Below are 20226 nucleotides of genomic sequence, written 5' to 3'. Positions count from 1 at the left end.
TGACGGACTGGAAGCCAGGCAAACCAGATCCCGTCACAAAATGGCAATACTACTGTGCCGCATTGCTGTGCACAGCTTGGGGGAGGGTCCCAGAAAGTAAAACCAGAACTCATTTCATGGACAAGCGCAGTGAAAGTGATTACATTAAACAATTGATGGCAATAGTTTTCAGAAAAGCGGCTTTTTCCGCTTGCCGTGCTTGTTGTATCAGGAATAAACCACTTATAAACCATTTATGGGGGAGTATTCATGTCTGCAGATAGCAAAAAATTTCGTTTGATTACGCGCAGCGACTTTGATGGCCTGGTTTGTGCTGTCTTGCTCAAGCATCTTGATCTGATTGATGACATCCTGTTTGTGCATCCCAAAGACATGCAGGACGGCAAGATCGCTGTCAGTGATGCTGACATCAGTACCAATCTGCCCTATGTCGAAGGAATACATATGGCTTTCGACCATCATTTGTCAGAAACCCTGCGTAATGCGGAGGGTGGCGGCAGAAAAAATCATGTGATTGCACCTGATGCACCTTCCGCAGCCAGGGTTGTGTATGACTATTATGGCGGCCGCAATGCATTCCCGGCATCCTGGGACAGCATGATGGCAGCTGTCGATAAGGGCGACTCAGCACAATTCAATCGCCAGGAAGTCTTGCACCCGCAAGACTGGGATTTGCTCAATTTCCTCATGGATGCCCGTACTGGCCTGGGGCGTTTTCGTGACTTCAGAATATCGAACTACAATCTGATGATGAAGCTGATAGACCTGTGCAAAACCCAGGGTATCTCCGACATCATGCGAGACCCGGATGTGAAGGAACGGGTGGATCTGTATTTCGAGCATGAAGAGAAATGCAAGGAGCAAATCCTGCGTTGCGCGACTGTGCATAAAAACCTGGTGATACTTGATTTGCGCAATGAGGAAACCATCTTCGCCGGTAACCGCTTCCTGATCTATGCTTTGTTCCCTGAGACCAATATTTCCATCCATGTGCTCTGGGGTTTGAAAAACCAGAATACCGTGTTTGCCACCGGCAAGTCTATCCTGAACCGTAGTTCCAAGACCAATATAGGGCCATTGATGCTGGAATTTGGTGGCGGTGGTCATGAAAATGCGGGTACCTGCCAGGTCGCCAATGAACAGGCCGAACAGGTATTGGCGACCCTGATAAGCCGTATCAATCAGGATGGTTGAGAGTAGTACTTTTGCTTCAGAAGGCTATCTGTATTCCCGTGGGCAGGAATTTGGCATACCTGCTAAGGGAGTTGCTGATAGCGCTGGCCGCAATGCGGTAATAAAAATCCTCAGTGCTCTCGCCTGTCTTGATGGCACCAAAGCGTTCATGGAATTTCCAGACTGACTCATTGCCTTTTCTGACATCAAAATGCGCACTCTGGAAACCCAGGGCGAGTCCATAGTGATATACCATCAGGGCAGATTCTATCGAGCAGCTGCTGGCAGCGCCCGCTTGTATGATCCAGGAACCCCAGCAGAATGAATCTGCCTGCTGATCATACAGGCGCACCGTACCTATATTCTCCCCCTGCATGTTTTGTATGATGAAGTAGATTTGCCTGTCATCGAGCGCATATTTTTCCAGCCATTGCTCTTGCGGTTTGATATCGGCTGAGGTGCTGGAGATAAAACGTGATTTTTGTTCGTCAGTACGCAAGGCAACGATGTAGCTGGCGTCTGCCACGGTGGCATTACGCATGATCAGTTTATGGCCGGTGATTTTTTGCGGTTTTAAAAAAGCGGGCCCGCCTGCCAGCCCGAGGTCGGCAAGGCGCTGGGCAATGCCTGCCCGTTGGGCAGATGCCTGTATCTGGGCGGCGATGCCGGGCGATGCGGATATTTCCGGGGTGGATGACGGTGACGATGGTGAAGCTGGTGACATGGCTGATTCATCTGAGGTTTTCACGAGAGATGATTTTACTGTGCAGTTTGCCCTGCGTACAGGCAAACGGCACGTTTGCCGTTTATTTTGCGACTGGCGTAGCATTCACAATGATGCTCTTGTAATAGATATGGCTGGTCGATTCAAAGCCGGAATCGAGACCGAACAAGATCCACAGGCTGCCATCGGCTTCTGTCTTGACGTTCAACGGTGTCATGTTGCTCAATTTTTTCTCCATATACGGCGCCTTGCCACAATCGGTGCTGGCATTGCCTATGGTACCCAGTACCTGAGCAAATTTGCCTGAGCCCGACTGGCCGCCACGGTCTATGTTCATGACGAACTCATCGCCCTTTTGTACTGTCAAAGGTTCTGTTGGTGATGCGCCGCCAAAAAACCAGACGCTGTCACCTGGCGAGCCGCCTACACCAAAACAGCCTGTGGCCACATTGCTGACGATAGTGGCCTGAAAGCTCAGGGCGTATTCTGTATTTGGAGCAAAGCCCGAGTATTTTTTCTTGATGTAGATGAACAGGTCATCACTGCGGTTGGTGCCAAAGGTATACAAGCCCTTGCCGCTAAAAGGCAGGGGCAGGGTGCGGTATTCGGTGACGACGTCGGTTGGTTTTGTCTCGCTGCTGAAGTCAGAGGTGCCAAAGGCCCAGCCGGGTGGCTCGCTGCTGAAATCGGTATTGATCTGGACTGGTACTGGCTTGGGAATATAATTGGTAGTGCCGCCACAGCCAGCCAGCAGGGTAGTGACGACAGTCGCTGCGAAAAAATGCGTGAATGTTTTCATAATCAAGATTAAAAAAGATTTGCCTGTTAGGGATGGTATGGCGACAGAGAATAACGGGCGGCAGGGATAAAGTCGTTCTTGAAAATGTCAGATAATTGTCTTTAATTTGTAAATCTTGCCTGGCTTGAAATTGTCTGAAAATTGTAAGTGGCGTCGCAAGTATGGGTAATTTGCGTAGAATCGCGCGCTGCCCGCACTACAATGCGGCAAATGAGGGCAATGCAAAAAGGAGAGAAGTATATGTTTCGTGTAATGCTGGTGGAAGATGACGCCAAGCTGGCAGCGCTGGTTGCCGAGTATCTCAGAGAATACGAATTTACAATAGACATCGTCAGCCGTGGCGATGCTGCGCTCAGCCATTTTCAACAAACATCACCGGATATTGTGGTGCTAGACCTGATGTTGCCTGGCCTCGACGGCATGGTGGTTTGCCGTCAGTTGCGGGCCATCAGTGCCGTGCCTATCCTGATTTTGACAGCGCGTGAAGATGCCTTTGATGAAGTTTCGGGTCTGGAGCAGGGGGCCGACGACTATGTCAACAAACCTGTGCAACCAAGGATATTGCTGGCTCGCCTGCGTGCCTTGCTGAGGCGCGTCAAGGATGAGCCTGAAGATGAAAACGCTGACCTGGTTTTTGGTGCCTTTCGTGTCTGCCGCAGTGACCGCACGGTATTTTGGCGCGACGAAACTGTCACACTCAATAGCGCAGAATATAAATTGTTGCTGGTGCTGGCCGAGGCTGCAGGCAAGGTTTTGTCACGCAACGATATCTTGATACAGATGCGTGGCATAGAGTTTGATGGCTTGGACCGCAGTATCGATAATAAAATTTCCCGTCTGCGGCGCAAATTTGATGACCCGCATGCCGACAAGATCAAGACAGTCTGGGGAGAGGGCTATCTGTTCAGCCCGTCTGCCTGGGACTAGCAGATGAATCGCCTGTTCCTGCGCTTTTTTGCTTTGGTGATGCTGTCCATCAGCGTCGCTACGATTGCCATCTATGTTTCCATCACCATTTTCTTTGGTGATCCTCTGGAAGAAGTCGCACAGCAGCAGGCATCAGGACAGATTTTATTATTGACGGAGTACGTCGATCAGGCAGGTCAGAATGAATGGCTGACACGCCTTAACAAGATCAGGGAAATCACCCGCGCGCGGATGGATTTGATACCCATGCAGCCGGTACTGGCCAAGTTGAACCAGACAAGGCGGGCCCAACTGATGCGTGGTGAGGTGGTCATCGATGTTGCCAGCAAATCCTTTTACCGCCGCGTTGATTTGAAGGGTGAACGTTACGTCGGCAGTGATGATGAAGTCATCCATGCGCAGAATTTACCGATTGATGTTGCGCCCGTTCTCAAGACCGAGGCGCTGCGCTACATCATCGTGGCACTCTGCCTGTTGATCCCGATTGCAGTCTGGTCCAGCTCGCACTGGCGGGGTTTGCAGGCGCTGGAAAAAGTGGCCGATGAATTTGGTGCGGGTCATTTGAAGGTCAGGGCACAGACCAAAGAACGTGACAGCATACACCCGCTGGCACAGCGCATGAACCAGATGGCGGCCCGTATAGAGAGCCTGCTGGATGCGCAAAAAAATCTCTTGCATTCAGTCTCGCATGAATTGCGCACGCCCATCGCCAGGCTGGAATTTGCACTGGAGCTCTTGAGAAACGCCGCCAAAAATCCCCAGCTTGAACCACGGATGCAAGCCATGGAAGCCGATATCAGTGAGCTCAATGCGCTGGTCAGTGAGTTACTGGACCTGGGCAAACTGGACCAGGATGCCAGCCTGAACAGGAGTGAATTCGATATTGCCAATAGTCTTTCCAGTTGTGTCGCCAGCTTGCAGCATGTGCTGGATGTACATGTAGTCAATACAGATTTCTCCGTCGATCTGGGGACTTATTGCGGCGATCAGCGCTTGTTGAAGCGGGCAATCAGCAATCTCTTGCGTAATGCGGCCAAATACGCCACTGCATGCATCTGGCTGCATGCCAGCAGGAATGCTGATGGCAGCCTTGAAATCATGCTTGAAGATGATGGCCCCGGCATACCTGCCGAGGAAAGGGGGCGTATTTTTGACGCCTTTTTCAGGCTGGACCGCAGTCGTGACCGCAGTACTGGTGGTTTTGGCCTGGGGTTGGCTATTGCAAAAAAAGCTATCGCTGCCCATGGCGGTGAAATAGTGGTGCAAGAAGGGCAATATGGTGGAGCCAGATTTGTTATTTCCTTGCCTGTTTTGCAGCATCTGGCACCAGTAAATCCATCAAATTCCGGGCTTACAAATTGATGACATTTGCCAGACAAGTTGGGGAAGACTTGCACCTTGCTGCTCTCTATCATTGCCCAATGTCGCAGAATTATTTGCGTTCTGTTTTGCCCTGATCAAGGCCCGCCATGAAAGTATTGCATTTTTACCGCACTTATCACCCCGATACGTTTGGGGGAATAGAGCAAGTAATACGACAACTGGCGGTGGGAACAGCCCGCCTGGGTGTGGATGCCGAGGTGCTGACCCTGACACGTAAGCGTGGCGATCTGGAACTGGAGCTGGAAGGGCATAAAGTACACAGGGTAATACAGAGTTTTGAAATTGCTTCCACCGGGTTTTCCTGGCGGGCGCTTTCGCGATTCAGGGAGCTGGCGAATAGTGCGGACATTATTCACTATCACTTCCCCTGGCCTTTTATGGATTTGATGCATCTGTTTTGCGGAATCAGAAAGCCAACTATCGTGACCTATCATTCAGATATTGTGAGACAAAAATTACTGGAAAAAGTGTATCAGCCTTTGCGCCACTGGTTTTTGAATGATGTGGACAGGATCGTTGCCACGTCGCCCAATTACCTGTCCAGCAGCCCGGTGTTGAACCGCTACCGCGACAAGACTGAGGTGATTACTTATGGACTGGACAAGGATATATATCCGCAGCCATCGCCAGAATTAATCGACAAATGGCAGCAGCGTTTTGCTGACCGCTTCTTTCTGTTCGTCGGTGTGCTGCGCTATTACAAGGGATTGCATATCTTGCTGGAGGCAGTGGCCGGTACAGATATGCCTGTGCTGATCGTTGGCAACGGGCCTGAGGAGGCTGCGCTGAAGCAGCAAGCCAGGGATTTGAATTTGGACAATGTGCATTTCCTCGGAGCCTTGCCAGAAGAAGATAAAGTTGCCTTGCTCAGTGTTTGCTATGGAGTGGTGTTTCCCTCGCATTTGCGCTCAGAAGCTTTTGGTATTTCGCTGCTTGAAGGGGCGATGTATGCAAAGCCCATGATTTCGAGCGAGATAGGAACTGGGACAACTTATGTCAATGTTGCAGATGAAACCGGAGTAGTGGTGCCTCCCGATGATGTGCCGGCCCTGCGGGCAGCGATGGTGCGTTTGAGGGATAAACCCGCGCTGGCAGCGCAAATGGGGCAATTTGCACAAAAGCGTTATCAGACAATATTCACATCTGAAATGATGGCTAGAAACTATGTACGTCTGTATGTGGATGTCATATCAGGAAATACGAGAGAACCTTGAGCATGGGCGTTGATGTTGCGAAATTGGAAAGAGGTGTCTATGATGCGGATTTCTTCCGCCCTTATGCCCGTAATGCCGCTTCGCTATTTTGATGATATTGAAGATATTGGCGATAAACCGGGTATACACACGACTACAATTGATCAGCATGAAATCTATACTATTTGCCTCCCTTTTTTGCATCGCCAATCTTGCTTGTGCCCAGACCCCGGCAGCTAGCATGTTGCCAGACGGTAGTTCGGATATGTATGTCGGCCTGGGGGTGGTTTCAGAGCCCAGTTGTGAAGTGGGTGGTGAGCAGACTAGCCGCATCATGCCTAATGTCCAAATGCAATGGAGTAATGGCGTGTTCTTGCGTAACACCAATCTCGGCATGCATTTGAGCCGCTCCAGTGGTTATGAGTATGGTCCTTTATTGTCTTATCAGCGAGGCTGCAGTGCCTCAGCTGCGCGCAAGCTGGCCGGGTTTGGTGATGTAGATGGCAGTTTTCAAGTCGGTGGTTTTTTTAACTTCCGTCCTATGAGCAACTTGCGTCTGGGGTCCAAATTATTATTCGGCACCGGCGCCGGTAAGAAGACTACGTACCTGAATGTAGAGGCACGCACTTATTACAAGATAGCATCCCATCATGGGCTGGCTTTCTCTTCTGGACTGGCCTGGAGCAGACGCTATTTTGATGGCGCCAACTCAAGGTTTGATCCTAATTTCGCAGATGGCTATCCTGTCTTTGTCAACGGCGATGGAAACAATTTTGTCGGTTCTGGCAGTCAGGTAATGATCGCAAAGTCGGGCAAGGACTTGGTGCATACCAATGCCAATGTCAGGAATTTTTATCTGGGTGCGAACTGGAACTGGGAGTTGAGTTCATCCTGGATAATCACTTCGCATGTGACCGGAGTGCATCAGTTTGATATCGACAGTGACAGTTTGTGGCTAGGCAAGAAGAATTACGTCACCGTGTATTCTGGCCTGGCATATCGATTTTAATTCGATTTTAATTTTACTAAAGCATGATCAATAAGTACGCCTCCATTTTTGTCCTGATGCAGTTAGCTTCAGTACAGGCTTTTGCGCAAATGAATAGCGCGACGCCTGTTACGAAGCCTGCGGCTGCACAGGTGGCAGAAAGCCAGGCCGAGACTGAATGGATCAGCTATCGCAGTGCTTACCGCCTGATGATACAGTTTGAGAAGTATGGCAAGCCCAAGAACCTGATCCAGAGCCATTTCCAGGTGAGCGCAAAAAATGGCAATCCTTTGCCAGACAATCTGCAATTGCATCTTGTCAGCAAAAACATGCGCTTGAATTTGCCACTGGATGCAGTTGGCCGTGCCAGTTTTCCCTTGCTGAAGTCTGCCTATGATGAAAATGCCGAGCTGGTGTTGAGCCAGGCTTCCGGGCAAGTCAATTTTCAAAGCCGGATATCGATTATTGCCAGGGCTGATGGTATTTATGAAGTTGCCGAATTACGCCAGGCATGTGAGCAGGCACTGACTTATCTGAAAAACATGGGGGATGCCAAAACTGCAAGCAAATCCTGTGTCGGCGTGAGATTTTCTTATTTGAAGAATACCGCTCAGGCAAGCATCAGGCTCAGGAGTGCGGACATGTCTGTGCATGCAATGACTTGGCAAGAGAATAGCGCATTCCCTGACGAAAGCAACAAGGCCTATAAAACCGTGACCTTACGTTTTGCAGACGCGCCAGAAAAAGGGCAGCTACTGGCGCAACAGCCACCTGTGGCAATTGCACCAGTCTTTGAATGAATTAACTACTGATTAATGCATTAATACAGCTTGCGTCCTACCAGCGACGCCAGTGCCTGCCGCCACCGCCACCCCAGTGAGGGCCGCTCTGTATTACAACGGGCGGAGGGCTGACATAGACCCGTGGCCCATAACCATAACCATACCCATAGTTTTGTGCCGGAGCTACGACGCAGCCAGACAAACCCAGCGCGCCTGTAAGTATGATAGCCAGTCCAAGAATGTTTCTTCGCATGATGTACTCCTGTTAGTACTCCAGTTGTAATGCTTGACAGGGCGTTTGCGTTGACAATTCAAGTGTAAGACTCTGTTGCTGATGTTTCAAAAAATAATTTGTAAGAATTGATAAGAATGTTGCTTATTTGAAAACTGTAATGAGCAATAACTTGAGCAAACATTTGTTGCGTCGCGGAACTTGACGCCGTGTGGTATGGTCTTAGGTTTGTTCTCTAACGACTATTGCCACAATAATATCTATATGCAAACCCACAGTTTAGCCTTACGCCCAACTATCTTGTCCCTGGCTATCATGGCCGCCTTCAGCCAGTCTTCCTATGCGCAAACTACTGCGCCGGCGACGCCTGCTAAAGCCGAAACTGCTGAAAAAGCAGATTCCAAGGCTCTTGAACCCAAAATACAAAAAGTAGAAGTACAGGGTAACCGCGTCTATGACGAACGCCGTCAGGACACAGCGTCCAAGATCGTCGTCACCCAGGAAGAAATCCTGCGTTACGGTGATACTACCGTCAGCGAAGTTTTGAAGCGCCTGCCCGGTGTGACCATAGGTGGCGTACAGGGCCGTGGTGGTGATATCCGCATGCGTGGTCTAGGCGCAGGTTATACCCAGATCATGCTCAATGGCGAACCCAGCCCACCCGGGTTTTCGCTGGATTCACTGTCCCCTGACCTGATAGAGCGTATAGAAGTCATACGAGCAGCGACGGCTGATCTGAGTACGGCATCTATTGCGGGTACCATCAATATCGTCTTGAGAAAGACCGTGCAGACAGCACAAAAAGAACTGAAGCTAGGCCTGTTTGAGGATGGTGGCAAGTTTGGTGAGAACATCAATTACCAAGTGTCTGACAAGGCTGGGCGCATGTCTTATTCGATCTCTGGCAACCTGAACAACGGGCAATATGAGCGCCCTTCGTATTCGGACGAGGTGCGCACGGATGTCAATGGCAGGCCTTACGCAACAACGCATACCAACAGTTTCGGGTGGGGCACTTTCAATAACCTGGGATTTTCACCGAGGATAAACTGGAATTTTGAAAACGGCGACACGTTGACCACGCAGAGCTTTGTCAATGCGAGCCGCTTTGATGGACACTTCAGTGAAGTGAGGACACCGGCTATTGTAGGCGCGTTACCGCAAGAATTAATTGGCAGGGAGGATAGCTTAAAGCCCATTTATGCGAGCGATTTGCAAAATGTACACACCGACTTCTCCATGTTGCGCACCAACTTGAACTGGATACATAAGCTGGCAGATAGCGCAAAGCTGGATGTCAAGCTGGGGCTGAACTACAACAAGCGCAACTCTGACGTTGAGTTGTGGGGTTATAACCCAAATAATGTACAGATACTTGATCGCAGGAGCATTTCAGGCGCTACAGACAAAGGCCTGACCATGAGCGGCAAATACAGTGCGCCATTTGTTCAGGATCATTCGTTTGTGTTTGGCTGGGATGGCGCATATAGCAAACGTGGTGAAACACGTACGCAATTTGATGTCAGTAACACTTTGCCGCTGATCAATCTTGACGAGAACTTCAATGCCGATGTGACCCGCATGGCTTTATTCGCCCAGGATGAATGGAATGTCACCAAGCAATGGTCTGTCTATGGCGGCTTGCGCTGGGAGGGTATTGATACCCGTAGCAGTGGTGCCTTCAAAGCGAGTACTGCTGATGCGACGAACACGCCTTACAGCATCCATAACAAATCCAGCGTCTGGAGCCCGATACTGCAAACTTTGTACAAGCTACCAGACAGCAAGAACGACCAGATCAGGCTGGGTCTTACCCGTACTTACAAGGCACCAGATACCAGCCGTTTGATACCGCGCCGTTTCATCTCGAACGATAACAAGAACCCGAATAGCCCGGACAGTATGGGTAATCCTAATCTCAAGCCAGAATTGGCCTGGGGTCTGGATATGGCCTATGAACACTATCTGCCTGGCGGGGGTATGCTCAGCGCCAGCGTGTTTGTACGCAAAATTGATGATATTACACGTACAAGGTTGTTGCAGGAGGCAGATGGCACTTATGTGACTATGCCAGTCAATGATGGTCAGGCAACGACTAAAGGTATAGAACTGGAAGCCAAATTTCCTCTGCGCGCCATGATGGAGGGAGCCCCTGCGATCGACTTCAGGGCAAATGTTTCTTTCAACTGGTCCAGCATCAGCAGCGTGCCTGGCCCGAACAATCGCCTGGATTCTCAAACACCTGTCAGCGCGAACTTGGGCATAGATTATAAACTGGACAAAATTCCCCTGACGGTAGGCGGTAATGCCAGTTTCCAAAGTGGTGGTCCAGTGAATATTTCTGCGACGCAAAGTTCTTATTCTGTGCCCAAGCGCGTTCTCGATGTATATGCCTTGTGGAAGTTTGACCCCAAGACGAACTTGCGTGTTTCTCTTGGTAATACCCTGCATCAGGATAATGTCAATATCGGTACTTACACAGGCAATACCGGTTCAGTGATCCAGACTTCAGTCACCCCTACCACCGTGACTGCCCGCGTCATGTTTGAACACAAGTTCTGACATCATCAGAACTAAAACAAGAAGGGCACTTCAATAATGAAGTGCCCTTTGTCTATATGGATAGGCTTAGAGTGTAAGTTAAGCGGCCAACTCAGCTTATTTCTTGCTCTCTTGCTTTGGTCTGCAGTATGAAGGCAGGTTGGCTGGCGGTACTGTGGTCTTGTCTATGCCTTTGACCGTCATTTTTTCTGGCGGTGTGCCTGTGGCGCATACCCATGCCACTGGCACAATAGGCGCATCTTCAACCACTGCCGGGCGCAGGCTCAGTACCTTGCCTTTTAGTACACCGTGGGCATTATTGCCAAAAGTGATATTGACCACACCCTCTTGCACCTCCACCGAGCTGATGAGGTTGCTGACAATTTTGTCGGCGACTGGCAAGCCAGCTGCAATATTGTCTGTCGGAAACTTCTTTTCAGTTTGCCAGGTAGCGGCGACAGGTTTTTTTGCGATATCAGCAAACTGTATGCCGACTTCCAACTGCTCCCTGACGACCTTGAACATATAGGATGGAACAGCCATGGCGGCCAGAATGGCAATGACGCCGATGACTATCATCATTTCCAGTAAGGTGAATCCTGAGTGTTTTTTCATAAAGCTGATTTTTGTTGAATGTTGAGTTTTTAGGAATATAGCGGATAAGCCTTGCTTATCACAATCTAAATATCAAGAGAATGTACTTCTGCAGCAGTTGGCGACACCTGTTGGCGTAATAAGCTATGACACAAGTAGACCTATCGTTGATAATGCGGGCAAACCAATTATCTTTTGCATCATGAATGATCCTATCCCTATATTCGGCTTCACCACCACCTTGCTGGAGCTGCTTTCATTTGCCTTGTCCGTCATTACGGTCGCCCTGAATATACGGCAGATACACTGGGCCTGGCTGTTTTCCATCCTTTCCTCTGGCATGTATGCCGCCGTATTTTTTGAAACCAAGTTGTACGGAGACATGGGTTTGCAGTTTGTCTTTATCATGGTATCTGTCTGGGGCTGGTTCAACTGGCTGCGTGGCGATGATAGTCATGAGCGCTTGCAAGTTACGCGTTTGAATGCGCAGAGCAGGTGGAATTCTCTAGGGGTGACTGTGCTGGCCTTTGTCTTGCTGGCCTGGTTCCTCAAGACCTATACCGATACTGATGTACCTTATGCAGACGGTTTTTTGACCGCAGGCAGCTTGCTGGGGCAGGTTTTGCTCAGCCGTAAAAAACTGGAGAACTGGCATGTCTGGATCTTCGTCGATGTGCTGTATGTTGGTCTGTATGTCTATAAGGGCCTGATGCTGACGGCACTGCTGTATGCAATTTTCGTTATCATGGCCATCATTGGCTTGCGTGCCTGGAGTAAAACATGTCCTCAGTAAATCGTGTCGTTATATTGGGGGCCGAGTCCTCAGGTAAATCCATACTGGCCGAGGCTTTGGCCGCGCATTACCAGACTCTGTGGGTGCCTGAATATTTGCGTGAATTCGTTGAGCAAAATCAGCGTGTTCCTAAGGCAGAAGAGCAAATCCTTATCGCCAGGACACAGGTGCAAAGGGAAGTCGAATTGCTGCCCAAGGCAAGGCAGTGGCTGTTTTGCGACACTGGTCCCATCATGACAGCCATTTACAGCCGCCATTATTTTGGTGAGCCTGATGCTGAACTGGCCGAGCTGGAGCTGGCGCATCAATATGATTTTTGCATAGTCACTGCGCCGGATTTCCCATGGCAACCAGATGGCTTGCAGCGTGAATCTGCCTATGTGCGCGACCGCGTACATCAGGAGGTATTGGATGTGCTGGATGAGAGGGAGATTCCTTTCTTGCTGGTCGAGGGACATACCCAGTCCAGGCTTGAACAAGTACAGTTCGCTCTATCTTTTCTATTGAGTTGAGTTCAATAAAAAAAGCACTGCAATCCTGGAGATGCAGTGCTATTTATGTGAGCTTATTTGGGTTTATCTGAGTTTATTTTAACTCATTTAAAACCCGGGCCAGGCTTAGTTATTTTCCATCAGGCTCTTCAGATGATCAGCGCGGGCCGGGTGGCGCAGTTTTTTCATGGCCTTGGATTCAATCTGACGTATGCGCTCACGCGTTACTTCAAATTGTTTGCCTACTTCTTCCAGCGTGAATTCGGTACTCGTTTCCAGGCCAAAACGCATGCGCAAGACTTTGGCTTCGCGCGGGCTTAAAGAATCCAGTGCCTCTTTCAGTTTCTCTTGTACGGATGCCTGCATCGCTGCTGCCATCGGTGACAGGGTCATGCTGTCTTCAATGAAGTCGCCAAGTTGAGAATCACCGTCGTCACCAATAGGCACGTCGAGCGAGACTGGTTCTTTGGCGATCTTCAGGATTTCCCTGACCTTGCCTTCTGGCAGGCCCATTTTTTCAGCAATCGCTACCGGCTCTGGTTCCAGGCCTGTGGTTTGCAGGAGCTGGCGACGTACCCGGTTCATCTTGTTGATAGTTTCTATCATGTGCACTGGTACACGGATAGTGCGTGCCTGGTCGGCAATCGCACGGGCAATCGCTTGCCTGATCCACCATGTCGCATAGGTAGAGAATTTATAGCCGCGACGGTATTCAAATTTATCCACGGCCTTGAGCAAACCGATATTACCTTCCTGGATCAGGTCAAGGAATTGCAGGCCACGGTTCACATATTTTTTGGCGATGGAAATGACCAGACGTAAATTGGCCTCAGTCATGGCGGCCTTGGCTTCGCTGGAACGTTTTTCACCAGCCACCATCTGCTTGTTGATTTCACGCAGGTCATGCAAAGGCAGGCTGACATTGTGTTCCAGGTCGATCAGCTTTTGTTGCAATTCACGCGCAGCATGAATATTGCGGCCCAGAATGGCAGCATAGCTGGATGTGCCATTCATTTCTTTGTTCAGCCATTCTGGATTGGTCGCATTCTGGCGGAAATGCTCAACAAAATACGCACGTGGCATGCCGCATTTATTGACCATCAGTTCCAGCATTTGTTTTTCAGTCTGGCGCAGCGTCTTCATTTGCTTGCGTAAGGAGTCGCACAATTTTTCCGCGGTCTTGACGCTGAAACGCATGCCTTGCAGCTCACGAGTGATAGCAATCTGCGCCTGCTGGTAAGCCGGAGATTTATAACCATCCGTGGCGCGGGCAGCCTGCATTTGTTCAAAGCGCATGGCGACGATCGCGAACTTTTGCAAAACCACATTTTTCATGTGCTGCAATTGCTCATCGCTGATGCCGCTGGCGTTTTCTGCTACTGCATCATCGTCGTCATCCAGATCGTCTAGATCGTCGTTGTCGCTCAGTTCTATGGCTGGCGCATCACTTGCATCAGGGTCCAGCAGACCGTCAATGATGTCATCCACGCGGATTTCATCTTTGGAAATCTTGTCGGCAATCGCCAGCATTTCTTGTATCGTGCCAGGACAGGCAGAGATAGCCTGCACCATGTCTTTCAAGCCATCTTCAATGCGTTTGGCGATTTCGATTTCGCCTGAACGCGTCAGCAATTCCACGCCGCCCATTTCACGCATATACATGCGTACCGGGTCAGTGGTGCGGCCAAAGTCTGAATCAACTGTGGCCAGCGCGGCGGCTGCGGCGGCTTCTGCCTCATCTTCAGTGACATTGTTGGCGACGTTATCGGTCAGCAGCATCATCGCAGCATCAGGTGCGGCGTCATAGACGGCAATACCCATGTCGTTGAGTGTGCTGATAACGCCTTGTATCATTTCAGCGTCTGCTACATCGTCAGGCAGGTGATCATTGATCTCAGCGTGGGTCAGGTAACTACGGTCCTTGCCCAGGTTGATCAACTTGGTCAACTGCTTGCGGTATTGTTCTAGTTGCGCTTCCTGGCTTGCCGCATTGGCAGGCGTTGGCTTTTTTGCCTTGACACGCGCTGCGCGCTTCATCTCTGCTGATTCTGCTGCATTCAATGCCTGAATTTCATCATTTTCAAAATGAAATTCAGAAGACTTGCGGCCACGTTTGGCAGGCTCGCGCATCGCTGGCAAGACATAGGCCGATGTGTCGATATCCTTGATACTGGTGACGGCGGTAGCAGCAGCGGATGCTGCCACTGCAGCTGTAATAGCCGCCTTAACAGTTGTTGCAGCGGGCGTGGAAGCCGCAGGTGTGAATGACGTAGCAGAGCTGGCATTCGCCACTGGCTTGAGCGTGACTACCGGCGCAGGCGGTGCCAGTTTGCCTGAGCCTATGCGTGCTTCGCGTTTAATAACAACCGGCGCGGCAGTCGCAGGCTGGTCAGCCAGCAGCAATTTTTTTGCCAGCTTGGGGCCGCTCTTGCGGATCACAACGACGCGCGGCTTGGCGGCTTCTGTCTCTGTTGTATCTTTTGCTGCATCGGTTTTATGGATGCTTTCCGTAGCATCGACAGCAGCTTCAGTATTTGTATCTGCTAATGCTGCAGGCAGGGCTGTGCTGCCACTGTCGTCGCTATCAGCCGTCATTGCGTCCGTTTCTGTAGATACGCTTGCTGTTACTTCAGGCGCATCGCTGCCCTCGGCCACCGCAGCCTGTAATCTGGAACGACGTTTGGTAATCACTGTCACCGGTGTTGAGACCAGTGTCGGTGTTTCTTCGATCGAATCTACTGGATTCGACACCGGCACCACCACCTGTACAGTTTGCACCGTCGCCGTGCGCGCTACACTGAGCGCGGGGCGGTTCAGTTGTAGTTGCGGTTTTTTACCTAATGTCAGCGTTGAGCCTGTTTTTGTTGTAGGAGAAGTGTTTGAGTCAGTTAAGCTGTTTTTCATGTAACAAATTCGAATACGACAACAAATGCTTGTCAATGGTGTTAGGCAATAGCAAGGGCGAAAAAGCTGCTGGCGATCATCATCTACGGGATCAACGGCAGGCGTGGCGCGGATAAAAAAGCCCGCTGGTAAAAGCGGGCCAGGTCATCTTGCTGAATCTGGGCCTCAAAAGAGACGAAAGGGCAGAATTATCCTCGGCTTAGGCATTCTTGACAAGCAAGACTTTGCTTTCTTTTGCAGAAAAATTCTTCCCTCGCCCGCGCCGGTAAGTTGGCAAGTGTCCAAGGGCCTGATATCTACAGGCTTTGCACCTTTTTACGGCATTTTTGCTTGGGGTTCAAGTAGTGAATAGCTTGGCAATGTTTGATGCAGATCATATGTTCTTACATATGCTCTTAAAGAAGTTGGACAAAATGTTAAGCTAGCGTCTTTGTGCCATGATTTGTTTTTATCGCCATGCATTTTACTTTTCGCCTGAAAGCCAGCCTGTTTTGCATGTGGCTGGGCTTGCCGCTAATCGCTGCGGCACAAACTGCTCAGCCTGCCCAGTCAACTTTGAAGGTGCCTGACACTCTTGAACAGAGACTGAAGGCTTGTACCTCCTGTCATGGTGCTGAGGGCAGGGCAGCTACTGATGGCTTTTATCCGCGTATCGCTGGCAAGCCAGCGGGTTATTTGTATAACCAGTTATTGAATTTCAGGGAAGGCAAGCGTGCCTATCCCGCCATGCGCTATATGGTGGCCCATATGTCTGACGCCTACCTCAAAGAAATCGCAGACTATTTTGCCAGCCAGCATCCGCCGTATGCCGCACCACAGGCCAGTGATGCAAATGCCGTTCTGCTGGAGCAGGGCAGGCAGCTTGTCATGCTGGGAGACAAAGCCCGCAATTTACCGGCCTGTGTTTCTTGCCATGGCAAGAGCATGACAGGTCTGGCACCTTTTATGCCCGGCCTGGTTGGCTTGCCGCGTGATTATCTGATTGCACAACTGGGCGCATGGCAAACCGGTAGTCGCAAGGCACATGCGCCAGACTGCATGCAACAAGTGGCCAGCAAACTCAAGCCTGAGGATATTGCAGCGGTATCAAGCTGGCTGGCAGCACAGACTGTGCCTGGCGATAGTATCGCTCCCATATTGAAACCGACAGAATACGGACAATTGCCGATGAAATGCGGCAGCCTGTCTCAATGATCTCCATAAAAATCATGAAAAAAATTCTCATGTCCGTCCTGCTGTTCTTGCTGGTCTGCATTGTTGTGGTAGCGGGCTTTGGCTATTATCTGGTCGATGACAAAAGTGCTGCAAACACGGCTGCTGACAAAACAAATACGGCAGATCAACTGCTCAGAGGTGAATATCTGGTCAAAGCCGGTAATTGTATGGGCTGCCATACGGTACGTGGTGAAGCCGCCTTTGCTGGTGGACGCTTGTTGCAAACTGATTTTGGCAACTTCAGGACGCCGAATATCACGCCTGATGTAAAGACCGGCATAGGCAGGTGGACCGCAAACGATTTCTGGCAAGCCCTGCACAATGGCAAATCCAGAGACGGGAGCCTGCTATATCCATCCTTCCCCTATACCAATTACACCCAGGTCTCACGTGCAGATGCCGACGCCATGTATGTCTATCTGATGTCCTTGCCCAAAGTGGAAAAGCAAAACCAGGCGCATGAACTGCGCTTCCCTTATGATCAACGTGCTTTGCTGGCTTTCTGGCGTGCTGCTTATTTCAGGCCTGCCAGCTATCAGGAAGACAAGAGCAAGTCTGCCGAATGGAACCGTGGCGCCTATCTGGTCAATGGACTGGGGCATTGCAGCGCCTGTCATAGCAGCCGCAACAGCCTGGGGGCAAATGGCGGCGTTAAAGATTTGTCTGGTGGCGAATTGACCAGTTGGTACGCACCAGCACTGACCAATAGCAAAGAAGTCAATCTGGCTAAATGGTCGCCACAAGAATTGATCGCCTTGTTGAAATCCGGTGTCAATCAGCATACCGCCGTCTCTGGCCCCATGGCTGAGGTGGTCGCAGGTAGTACCCAGCATCTGTCAGATGCTGATGTCAAATCCATGGCAACTTATCTGCAGGCCATACCTACTGTGCAGGTGGCTGAGAAGGATATGCTGGACAAGTTCATGGCAGGTTCTGAGCTGAGTGCGGAGCGCATGGAAGCAGTCATGAAGCAGGGTGGGGCACTTTATAAAACCCATTGCATGGATTGCCATGGAGCGCAGGGAGAAGGTGTCAGCAACATTTATCCAGCACTGAAATCTAATCCAGGTGTGCTCAGCCATGCCTTGTCGAATCCGGTACGCATGGTCTTGTCTGGTGGTTTTCCGCCGGTCACTAAAGATAATCCACGTCCTTATGGCATGCCACCTTTTGCCAATACCCTCACTGACAGCGAAGTCGCCCTGGTGCTCAGCTATGTGCGCAATGCCTGGGGCAATAAAGCCGAGCCAGTGACCCCGGCAGAGGTCAATCGATACCGTACTGCTGCAATGGAATAGGGTGGCAAATTACAATTTGATGACAATTCACATACATTTTTAAACATTCTTGCGCTTCATCCGCTTTTACACTTGTATTAATTGACATTGTTTGCAGACAGATTTGAAATCTGCAACCCGCTTGGCGACTTGTTTTTATAGTTATGTTGGCGGCGTGTGGTGGTGTCTCGAGCACTGGTGTGAACGCTGATGTAGTGAGGTCAGTGCAAGGGCTGGAATTTTTCTGGTCCGGTAGTGGCAGACATGGTGTTATCCGACGCCCCTGTAGCTATCGCTTGTCGCACTGGAAGTGACACCACCACGAAGTAGAGTATGGTAGCAGCCGCAGCCTTTTTGCATTGGCTGCAATCGTTACCATACTGCTGGCATACTCGAATGACTCCACCCGCCTGCCCAGGAAAAGTGTTATAGATCAGCAAATTCAGTTAAGATTGCTTCTTTATAAATCTTTTTCATCATATGCGATTCAGAATTGTTACCGTGCTGCCAGCACTTGCTCTCAGCATCATCTATCCAGCGCTTGCCGCCAATAATGTAGATCAACCCACTAAAACTGCGGGCCCTATCAAGAGCCTGGCAGTGGATCAAAAATCCGATGCGCGCTATGTGATTACAACTGTGCCGCAAGAATCGGCCATGGAGCGCTTTGAGATGAAAGATGCTCAGGGACGCAATATTGCCTATGTTGCCATGACCGATGGCGATGTTGGTGGACTGGTGTTTGTTGATAACAAACTCACGGGTGCGGTTTCCAAACAGGACGCACTGGCTTTCTATAGCTGCCGTGGCTATGCTTCTGCCACCAAATACCATTGGGCTAAAGACGCCAATGCCTGGATAGAGGGTTTACTGGCCGCCAGCCAGCCGACTTCCGCAATCAATTTGCAATTCTCTGGCAAGTCGAGCTGGCGCAGTATTGTTGAAGTGGTCAATAATCCCTCCCTGTCCCAGATCGGTTCGCTGGTGGATATCGGTACCAATCCCCTGGGTATTTTGCGCAAACTCAATAATGCGCGCGAGTCCATGGCCGAGCGTGAATTGTTTGAAAAAACCAGGCTGCGCCTGATGGAGGTCACCACCGGCACCAGTGAGGGCAAAGTAGCAGAGATCATCAAGCCTGAAGATGTTTCATTTGCAGTCGGTGGCCTGGTCATGGCTTACCCACGGTTTTCCATTGAATATTTTATTGCTGATGGTACGGTGAAGGCGATACAGCAGCCATCATTCCATGTCCTGTCCCACAAGCAGGCAGCATTATTTTATGTGACCAATGCAAAATGGGAAATGTGCACGCCAGAAAACTGGCGAAATGCAATGCCGGTAGTGAATATTCCTATCCCTGCAGTGAGCACAACGCCACCTGCGCAAACGACTGAGCCAAAATAAGTATCTGCATCAAGGTGGAATCCATCGCACATCTCCGTTTCCACCTGCTGGGCCTGGTACTGGCGTGGTCTTGTGCCGGACTGGTATCAGGACTGGCAGCAGGGCAAGCAAAAGCACAAGAAAAAGTGCAGGCCAAAGAAAGTACCTGCTATGGAACAGTCGCCAATGGCAGGCTGGACGCGGGCGTCAGTTTGCCAGAAAAAGGTAATAATTTTTCTGCGTATAGTGCCCTGGGCGTCAGTCTGGGGCGCACGTATGTTCATTCCACCGTTGCAGAAATTATTTCCCTAGCCTATCGACAGCTTGAGCAAACTGCCAGCGACAAAGTTTTTGTCTATGGTGAAACCGGCTGGAAAACAGGTGGGCGCATGCGACCTCATCGTACCCATAAAAATGGTCTGTCTGTCGATTTCATGATGCCCGTGCTCGATGCTCATGGTATTTCCCGGCCCTTGCCTGGAAACATGAATAACAACTATGGCTACGATATTGATTTTGATGCACAAGGGCGCTTTGGTGACTACCGCATCGACTTTGCCGCCCTGGCAGAGCATTTATACCAGCTTGATCTTGCAGCAAAAACCAAGGGCAAGGGGCTGGCCCTGGTGATTATTGACCCGCCTTACCAGGCAAAATTGTTTGCCACGAAGCGTGGGCCTTATCTGCAAGAACACCTGAAATTTATGAAGGGAAAAGCCTGGATCAGGCATGATGAGCATTATCATGTTGATTTTGATTTGCCCTGCAAAAAAGAATCCGGTTTCATTGTAAAACGCAGCACCGGATGACCTGAACTTACTTTA

18 protein-coding genes are annotated in these 20226 nt (G+C 50.2%); 13 read left to right on the top strand and 5 right to left on the bottom strand.

Going from position 1 to position 20226, the window contains the following annotated elements; genetic code table 11:
* Nucleotides 1-249 precede the first annotated feature (249 nt).
* A complete protein-coding gene (locus ACO0LN_RS17740; RefSeq protein ID WP_422976029.1) occupies nt 250-1194 on the top strand; it encodes an exopolyphosphatase in 945 nt (314 codons plus the stop codon).
* A gap of 16 nt (nt 1195-1210) precedes the next feature.
* Here the strand turns inward: ACO0LN_RS17740 and ACO0LN_RS17735 are convergent, their stop codons facing one another.
* Together ACO0LN_RS17735 and ACO0LN_RS17730 are read right to left on the bottom strand one after the other, a co-directional pair.
* Nucleotides 1211-1897 (bottom strand): GNAT family N-acetyltransferase, encoded by a 687-nt coding sequence (locus ACO0LN_RS17735; RefSeq protein ID WP_422976027.1) that lies wholly within the window; start codon nt 1895-1897, stop codon nt 1211-1213.
* Nucleotides 1898-1979: 82 nt separating this feature from the next.
* A complete protein-coding gene (locus ACO0LN_RS17730; protein ID WP_422976025.1) occupies nt 1980-2696 on the bottom strand; it encodes a hypothetical protein in 717 nt (238 codons plus the stop codon).
* A gap of 240 nt (nt 2697-2936) precedes the next feature.
* Between ACO0LN_RS17730 and ACO0LN_RS17725 the strand changes: the two genes are divergently transcribed.
* From ACO0LN_RS17725 to ACO0LN_RS17705, 5 genes are all read left to right on the top strand, one after another.
* Nucleotides 2937-3623, top strand: coding sequence for a response regulator transcription factor (locus ACO0LN_RS17725; protein ID WP_304941433.1), 687 nt, complete (start codon nt 2937-2939; stop codon nt 3621-3623).
* Nucleotides 3624-3626: 3 nt separating this feature from the next.
* Nucleotides 3627-4985: an ATP-binding protein gene (locus ACO0LN_RS17720; RefSeq protein WP_422976023.1), complete on the top strand. Its 1359-nt coding sequence runs from the start codon at nt 3627-3629 to the stop codon at nt 4983-4985.
* Nucleotides 4986-5092: 107 nt separating this feature from the next.
* Complete coding sequence (locus ACO0LN_RS17715) at nt 5093-6220, top strand: glycosyltransferase family 4 protein (RefSeq protein ID WP_422976021.1); 1128 nt, start codon at nt 5093-5095, stop codon at nt 6218-6220.
* Nucleotides 6221-6368: 148 nt separating this feature from the next.
* Nucleotides 6369-7208: a MipA/OmpV family protein gene (locus ACO0LN_RS17710; protein WP_422976019.1), complete on the top strand. Its 840-nt coding sequence runs from the start codon at nt 6369-6371 to the stop codon at nt 7206-7208.
* A 23-nt stretch (nt 7209-7231) separates the two neighbouring features.
* A complete protein-coding gene (locus tag ACO0LN_RS17705; RefSeq protein ID WP_422976017.1) occupies nt 7232-7987 on the top strand; it encodes a hypothetical protein in 756 nt (251 codons plus the stop codon).
* A 37-nt stretch (nt 7988-8024) separates the two neighbouring features.
* On the opposite strand, the gene ACO0LN_RS17700 is transcribed toward ACO0LN_RS17705, so the two are convergent.
* Entirely contained in the window at nt 8025-8222 is a 198-nt protein-coding gene (locus tag ACO0LN_RS17700; RefSeq protein ID WP_422976016.1) for a hypothetical protein, read from the bottom strand.
* Nucleotides 8223-8465: 243 nt separating this feature from the next.
* On the opposite strand from ACO0LN_RS17700, the gene ACO0LN_RS17695 reads away from it, so the two are divergent.
* On the top strand, nt 8466-10763 hold the full coding sequence (locus tag ACO0LN_RS17695) for a TonB-dependent receptor plug domain-containing protein (protein WP_422976014.1): 2298 nt from the start codon (nt 8466-8468) through the stop codon (nt 10761-10763).
* 96 nt (nt 10764-10859) lie between these two features.
* On the opposite strand, the gene ACO0LN_RS17690 is transcribed toward ACO0LN_RS17695, so the two are convergent.
* Entirely contained in the window at nt 10860-11357 is a 498-nt protein-coding gene (locus tag ACO0LN_RS17690) for a pilin (protein WP_422950488.1), read from the bottom strand.
* A gap of 181 nt (nt 11358-11538) precedes the next feature.
* Between ACO0LN_RS17690 and pnuC the strand changes: the two genes are divergently transcribed.
* Both pnuC and ACO0LN_RS17680 read left to right on the top strand, forming a co-directional pair.
* Nucleotides 11539-12129 (top strand): nicotinamide riboside transporter PnuC, encoded by a 591-nt coding sequence (gene pnuC / locus ACO0LN_RS17685; RefSeq protein WP_422976012.1) that lies wholly within the window; start codon nt 11539-11541, stop codon nt 12127-12129.
* Nucleotides 12117-12641, top strand: coding sequence for an AAA family ATPase (locus tag ACO0LN_RS17680; protein WP_422976010.1), 525 nt, complete (start codon nt 12117-12119; stop codon nt 12639-12641). The genes pnuC and ACO0LN_RS17680 overlap by 13 nt, the downstream gene beginning before the upstream one ends.
* Nucleotides 12642-12746: 105 nt before the next feature.
* Here the strand turns inward: ACO0LN_RS17680 and rpoD are convergent, their stop codons facing one another.
* Nucleotides 12747-15524, bottom strand: a complete 2778-nt coding sequence (rpoD, locus tag ACO0LN_RS17675) for an RNA polymerase sigma factor RpoD (protein ID WP_422976008.1) — start codon at nt 15522-15524, stop codon at nt 12747-12749.
* Between the two features lie 456 nt (nt 15525-15980).
* Between rpoD and ACO0LN_RS17670 the strand changes: the two genes are divergently transcribed.
* The 4 genes from ACO0LN_RS17670 (at nt 15981) to ACO0LN_RS17655 (ending at nt 20211) form a co-directional block, all read left to right on the top strand.
* Nucleotides 15981-16718 (top strand): c-type cytochrome, encoded by a 738-nt coding sequence (locus ACO0LN_RS17670; RefSeq protein WP_422976006.1) that lies wholly within the window; start codon nt 15981-15983, stop codon nt 16716-16718.
* A 14-nt stretch (nt 16719-16732) separates the two neighbouring features.
* Complete coding sequence (locus tag ACO0LN_RS17665) at nt 16733-18037, top strand: c-type cytochrome (RefSeq protein WP_422976004.1); 1305 nt, start codon at nt 16733-16735, stop codon at nt 18035-18037.
* A gap of 459 nt (nt 18038-18496) precedes the next feature.
* Entirely contained in the window at nt 18497-19423 is a 927-nt protein-coding gene (locus tag ACO0LN_RS17660; protein WP_422976002.1) for a hypothetical protein, read from the top strand.
* 14 nt (nt 19424-19437) lie between these two features.
* Nucleotides 19438-20211, top strand: coding sequence for a penicillin-insensitive murein endopeptidase (locus ACO0LN_RS17655; RefSeq protein ID WP_422976000.1), 774 nt, complete (start codon nt 19438-19440; stop codon nt 20209-20211).
* Nucleotides 20212-20226 lie beyond the last annotated feature (15 nt).

Source organism: Undibacterium sp. TC9W (genome assembly GCF_049339865.1).
Classification (GTDB): domain Bacteria; phylum Pseudomonadota; class Gammaproteobacteria; order Burkholderiales; family Burkholderiaceae_D; genus Undibacterium.
Note: the sequence above shows the minus strand (reverse complement) of the source record. Positions and strands in the feature narration are given on the sequence as shown.

Excerpts from the sequence above, each read along its gene's own strand:
- ACO0LN_RS17715 (WP_422976021.1), top strand. The coding sequence starts at position 5,093 with ATGAAAGTATTGCATTTTTACCGCACTTATCACCCCGATACGTTTGGG.
- ACO0LN_RS17730 (WP_422976025.1), bottom strand. The coding sequence starts at position 2,696 with ATGAAAACATTCACGCATTTTTTCGCAGCGACTGTCGTCACTACCCTG.
- ACO0LN_RS17680 (WP_422976010.1), top strand. The coding sequence starts at position 12,117 with ATGTCCTCAGTAAATCGTGTCGTTATATTGGGGGCCGAGTCCTCAGGT.
- ACO0LN_RS17710 (WP_422976019.1), top strand. The coding sequence starts at position 6,369 with ATGAAATCTATACTATTTGCCTCCCTTTTTTGCATCGCCAATCTTGCT.
- ACO0LN_RS17670 (WP_422976006.1), top strand. The coding sequence starts at position 15,981 with ATGCATTTTACTTTTCGCCTGAAAGCCAGCCTGTTTTGCATGTGGCTG.
- ACO0LN_RS17660 (WP_422976002.1), top strand. The coding sequence starts at position 18,497 with ATGCGATTCAGAATTGTTACCGTGCTGCCAGCACTTGCTCTCAGCATC.
- ACO0LN_RS17695 (WP_422976014.1), top strand. The coding sequence starts at position 8,466 with ATGCAAACCCACAGTTTAGCCTTACGCCCAACTATCTTGTCCCTGGCT.
- rpoD (WP_422976008.1), bottom strand. The coding sequence starts at position 15,524 with ATGAAAAACAGCTTAACTGACTCAAACACTTCTCCTACAACAAAAACA.
- pnuC (WP_422976012.1), top strand. The coding sequence starts at position 11,539 with ATGAATGATCCTATCCCTATATTCGGCTTCACCACCACCTTGCTGGAG.
- ACO0LN_RS17700 (WP_422976016.1), bottom strand. The coding sequence starts at position 8,222 with ATGCGAAGAAACATTCTTGGACTGGCTATCATACTTACAGGCGCGCTG.
- ACO0LN_RS17665 (WP_422976004.1), top strand. The coding sequence starts at position 16,733 with ATGAAAAAAATTCTCATGTCCGTCCTGCTGTTCTTGCTGGTCTGCATT.
- ACO0LN_RS17720 (WP_422976023.1), top strand. The coding sequence starts at position 3,627 with ATGAATCGCCTGTTCCTGCGCTTTTTTGCTTTGGTGATGCTGTCCATC.
- ACO0LN_RS17690 (WP_422950488.1), bottom strand. The coding sequence starts at position 11,357 with ATGAAAAAACACTCAGGATTCACCTTACTGGAAATGATGATAGTCATC.
- ACO0LN_RS17705 (WP_422976017.1), top strand. The coding sequence starts at position 7,232 with ATGATCAATAAGTACGCCTCCATTTTTGTCCTGATGCAGTTAGCTTCA.
- ACO0LN_RS17725 (WP_304941433.1), top strand. The coding sequence starts at position 2,937 with ATGTTTCGTGTAATGCTGGTGGAAGATGACGCCAAGCTGGCAGCGCTG.
- ACO0LN_RS17735 (WP_422976027.1), bottom strand. The coding sequence starts at position 1,897 with ATGTCACCAGCTTCACCATCGTCACCGTCATCCACCCCGGAAATATCC.
- ACO0LN_RS17740 (WP_422976029.1), top strand. The coding sequence starts at position 250 with ATGTCTGCAGATAGCAAAAAATTTCGTTTGATTACGCGCAGCGACTTT.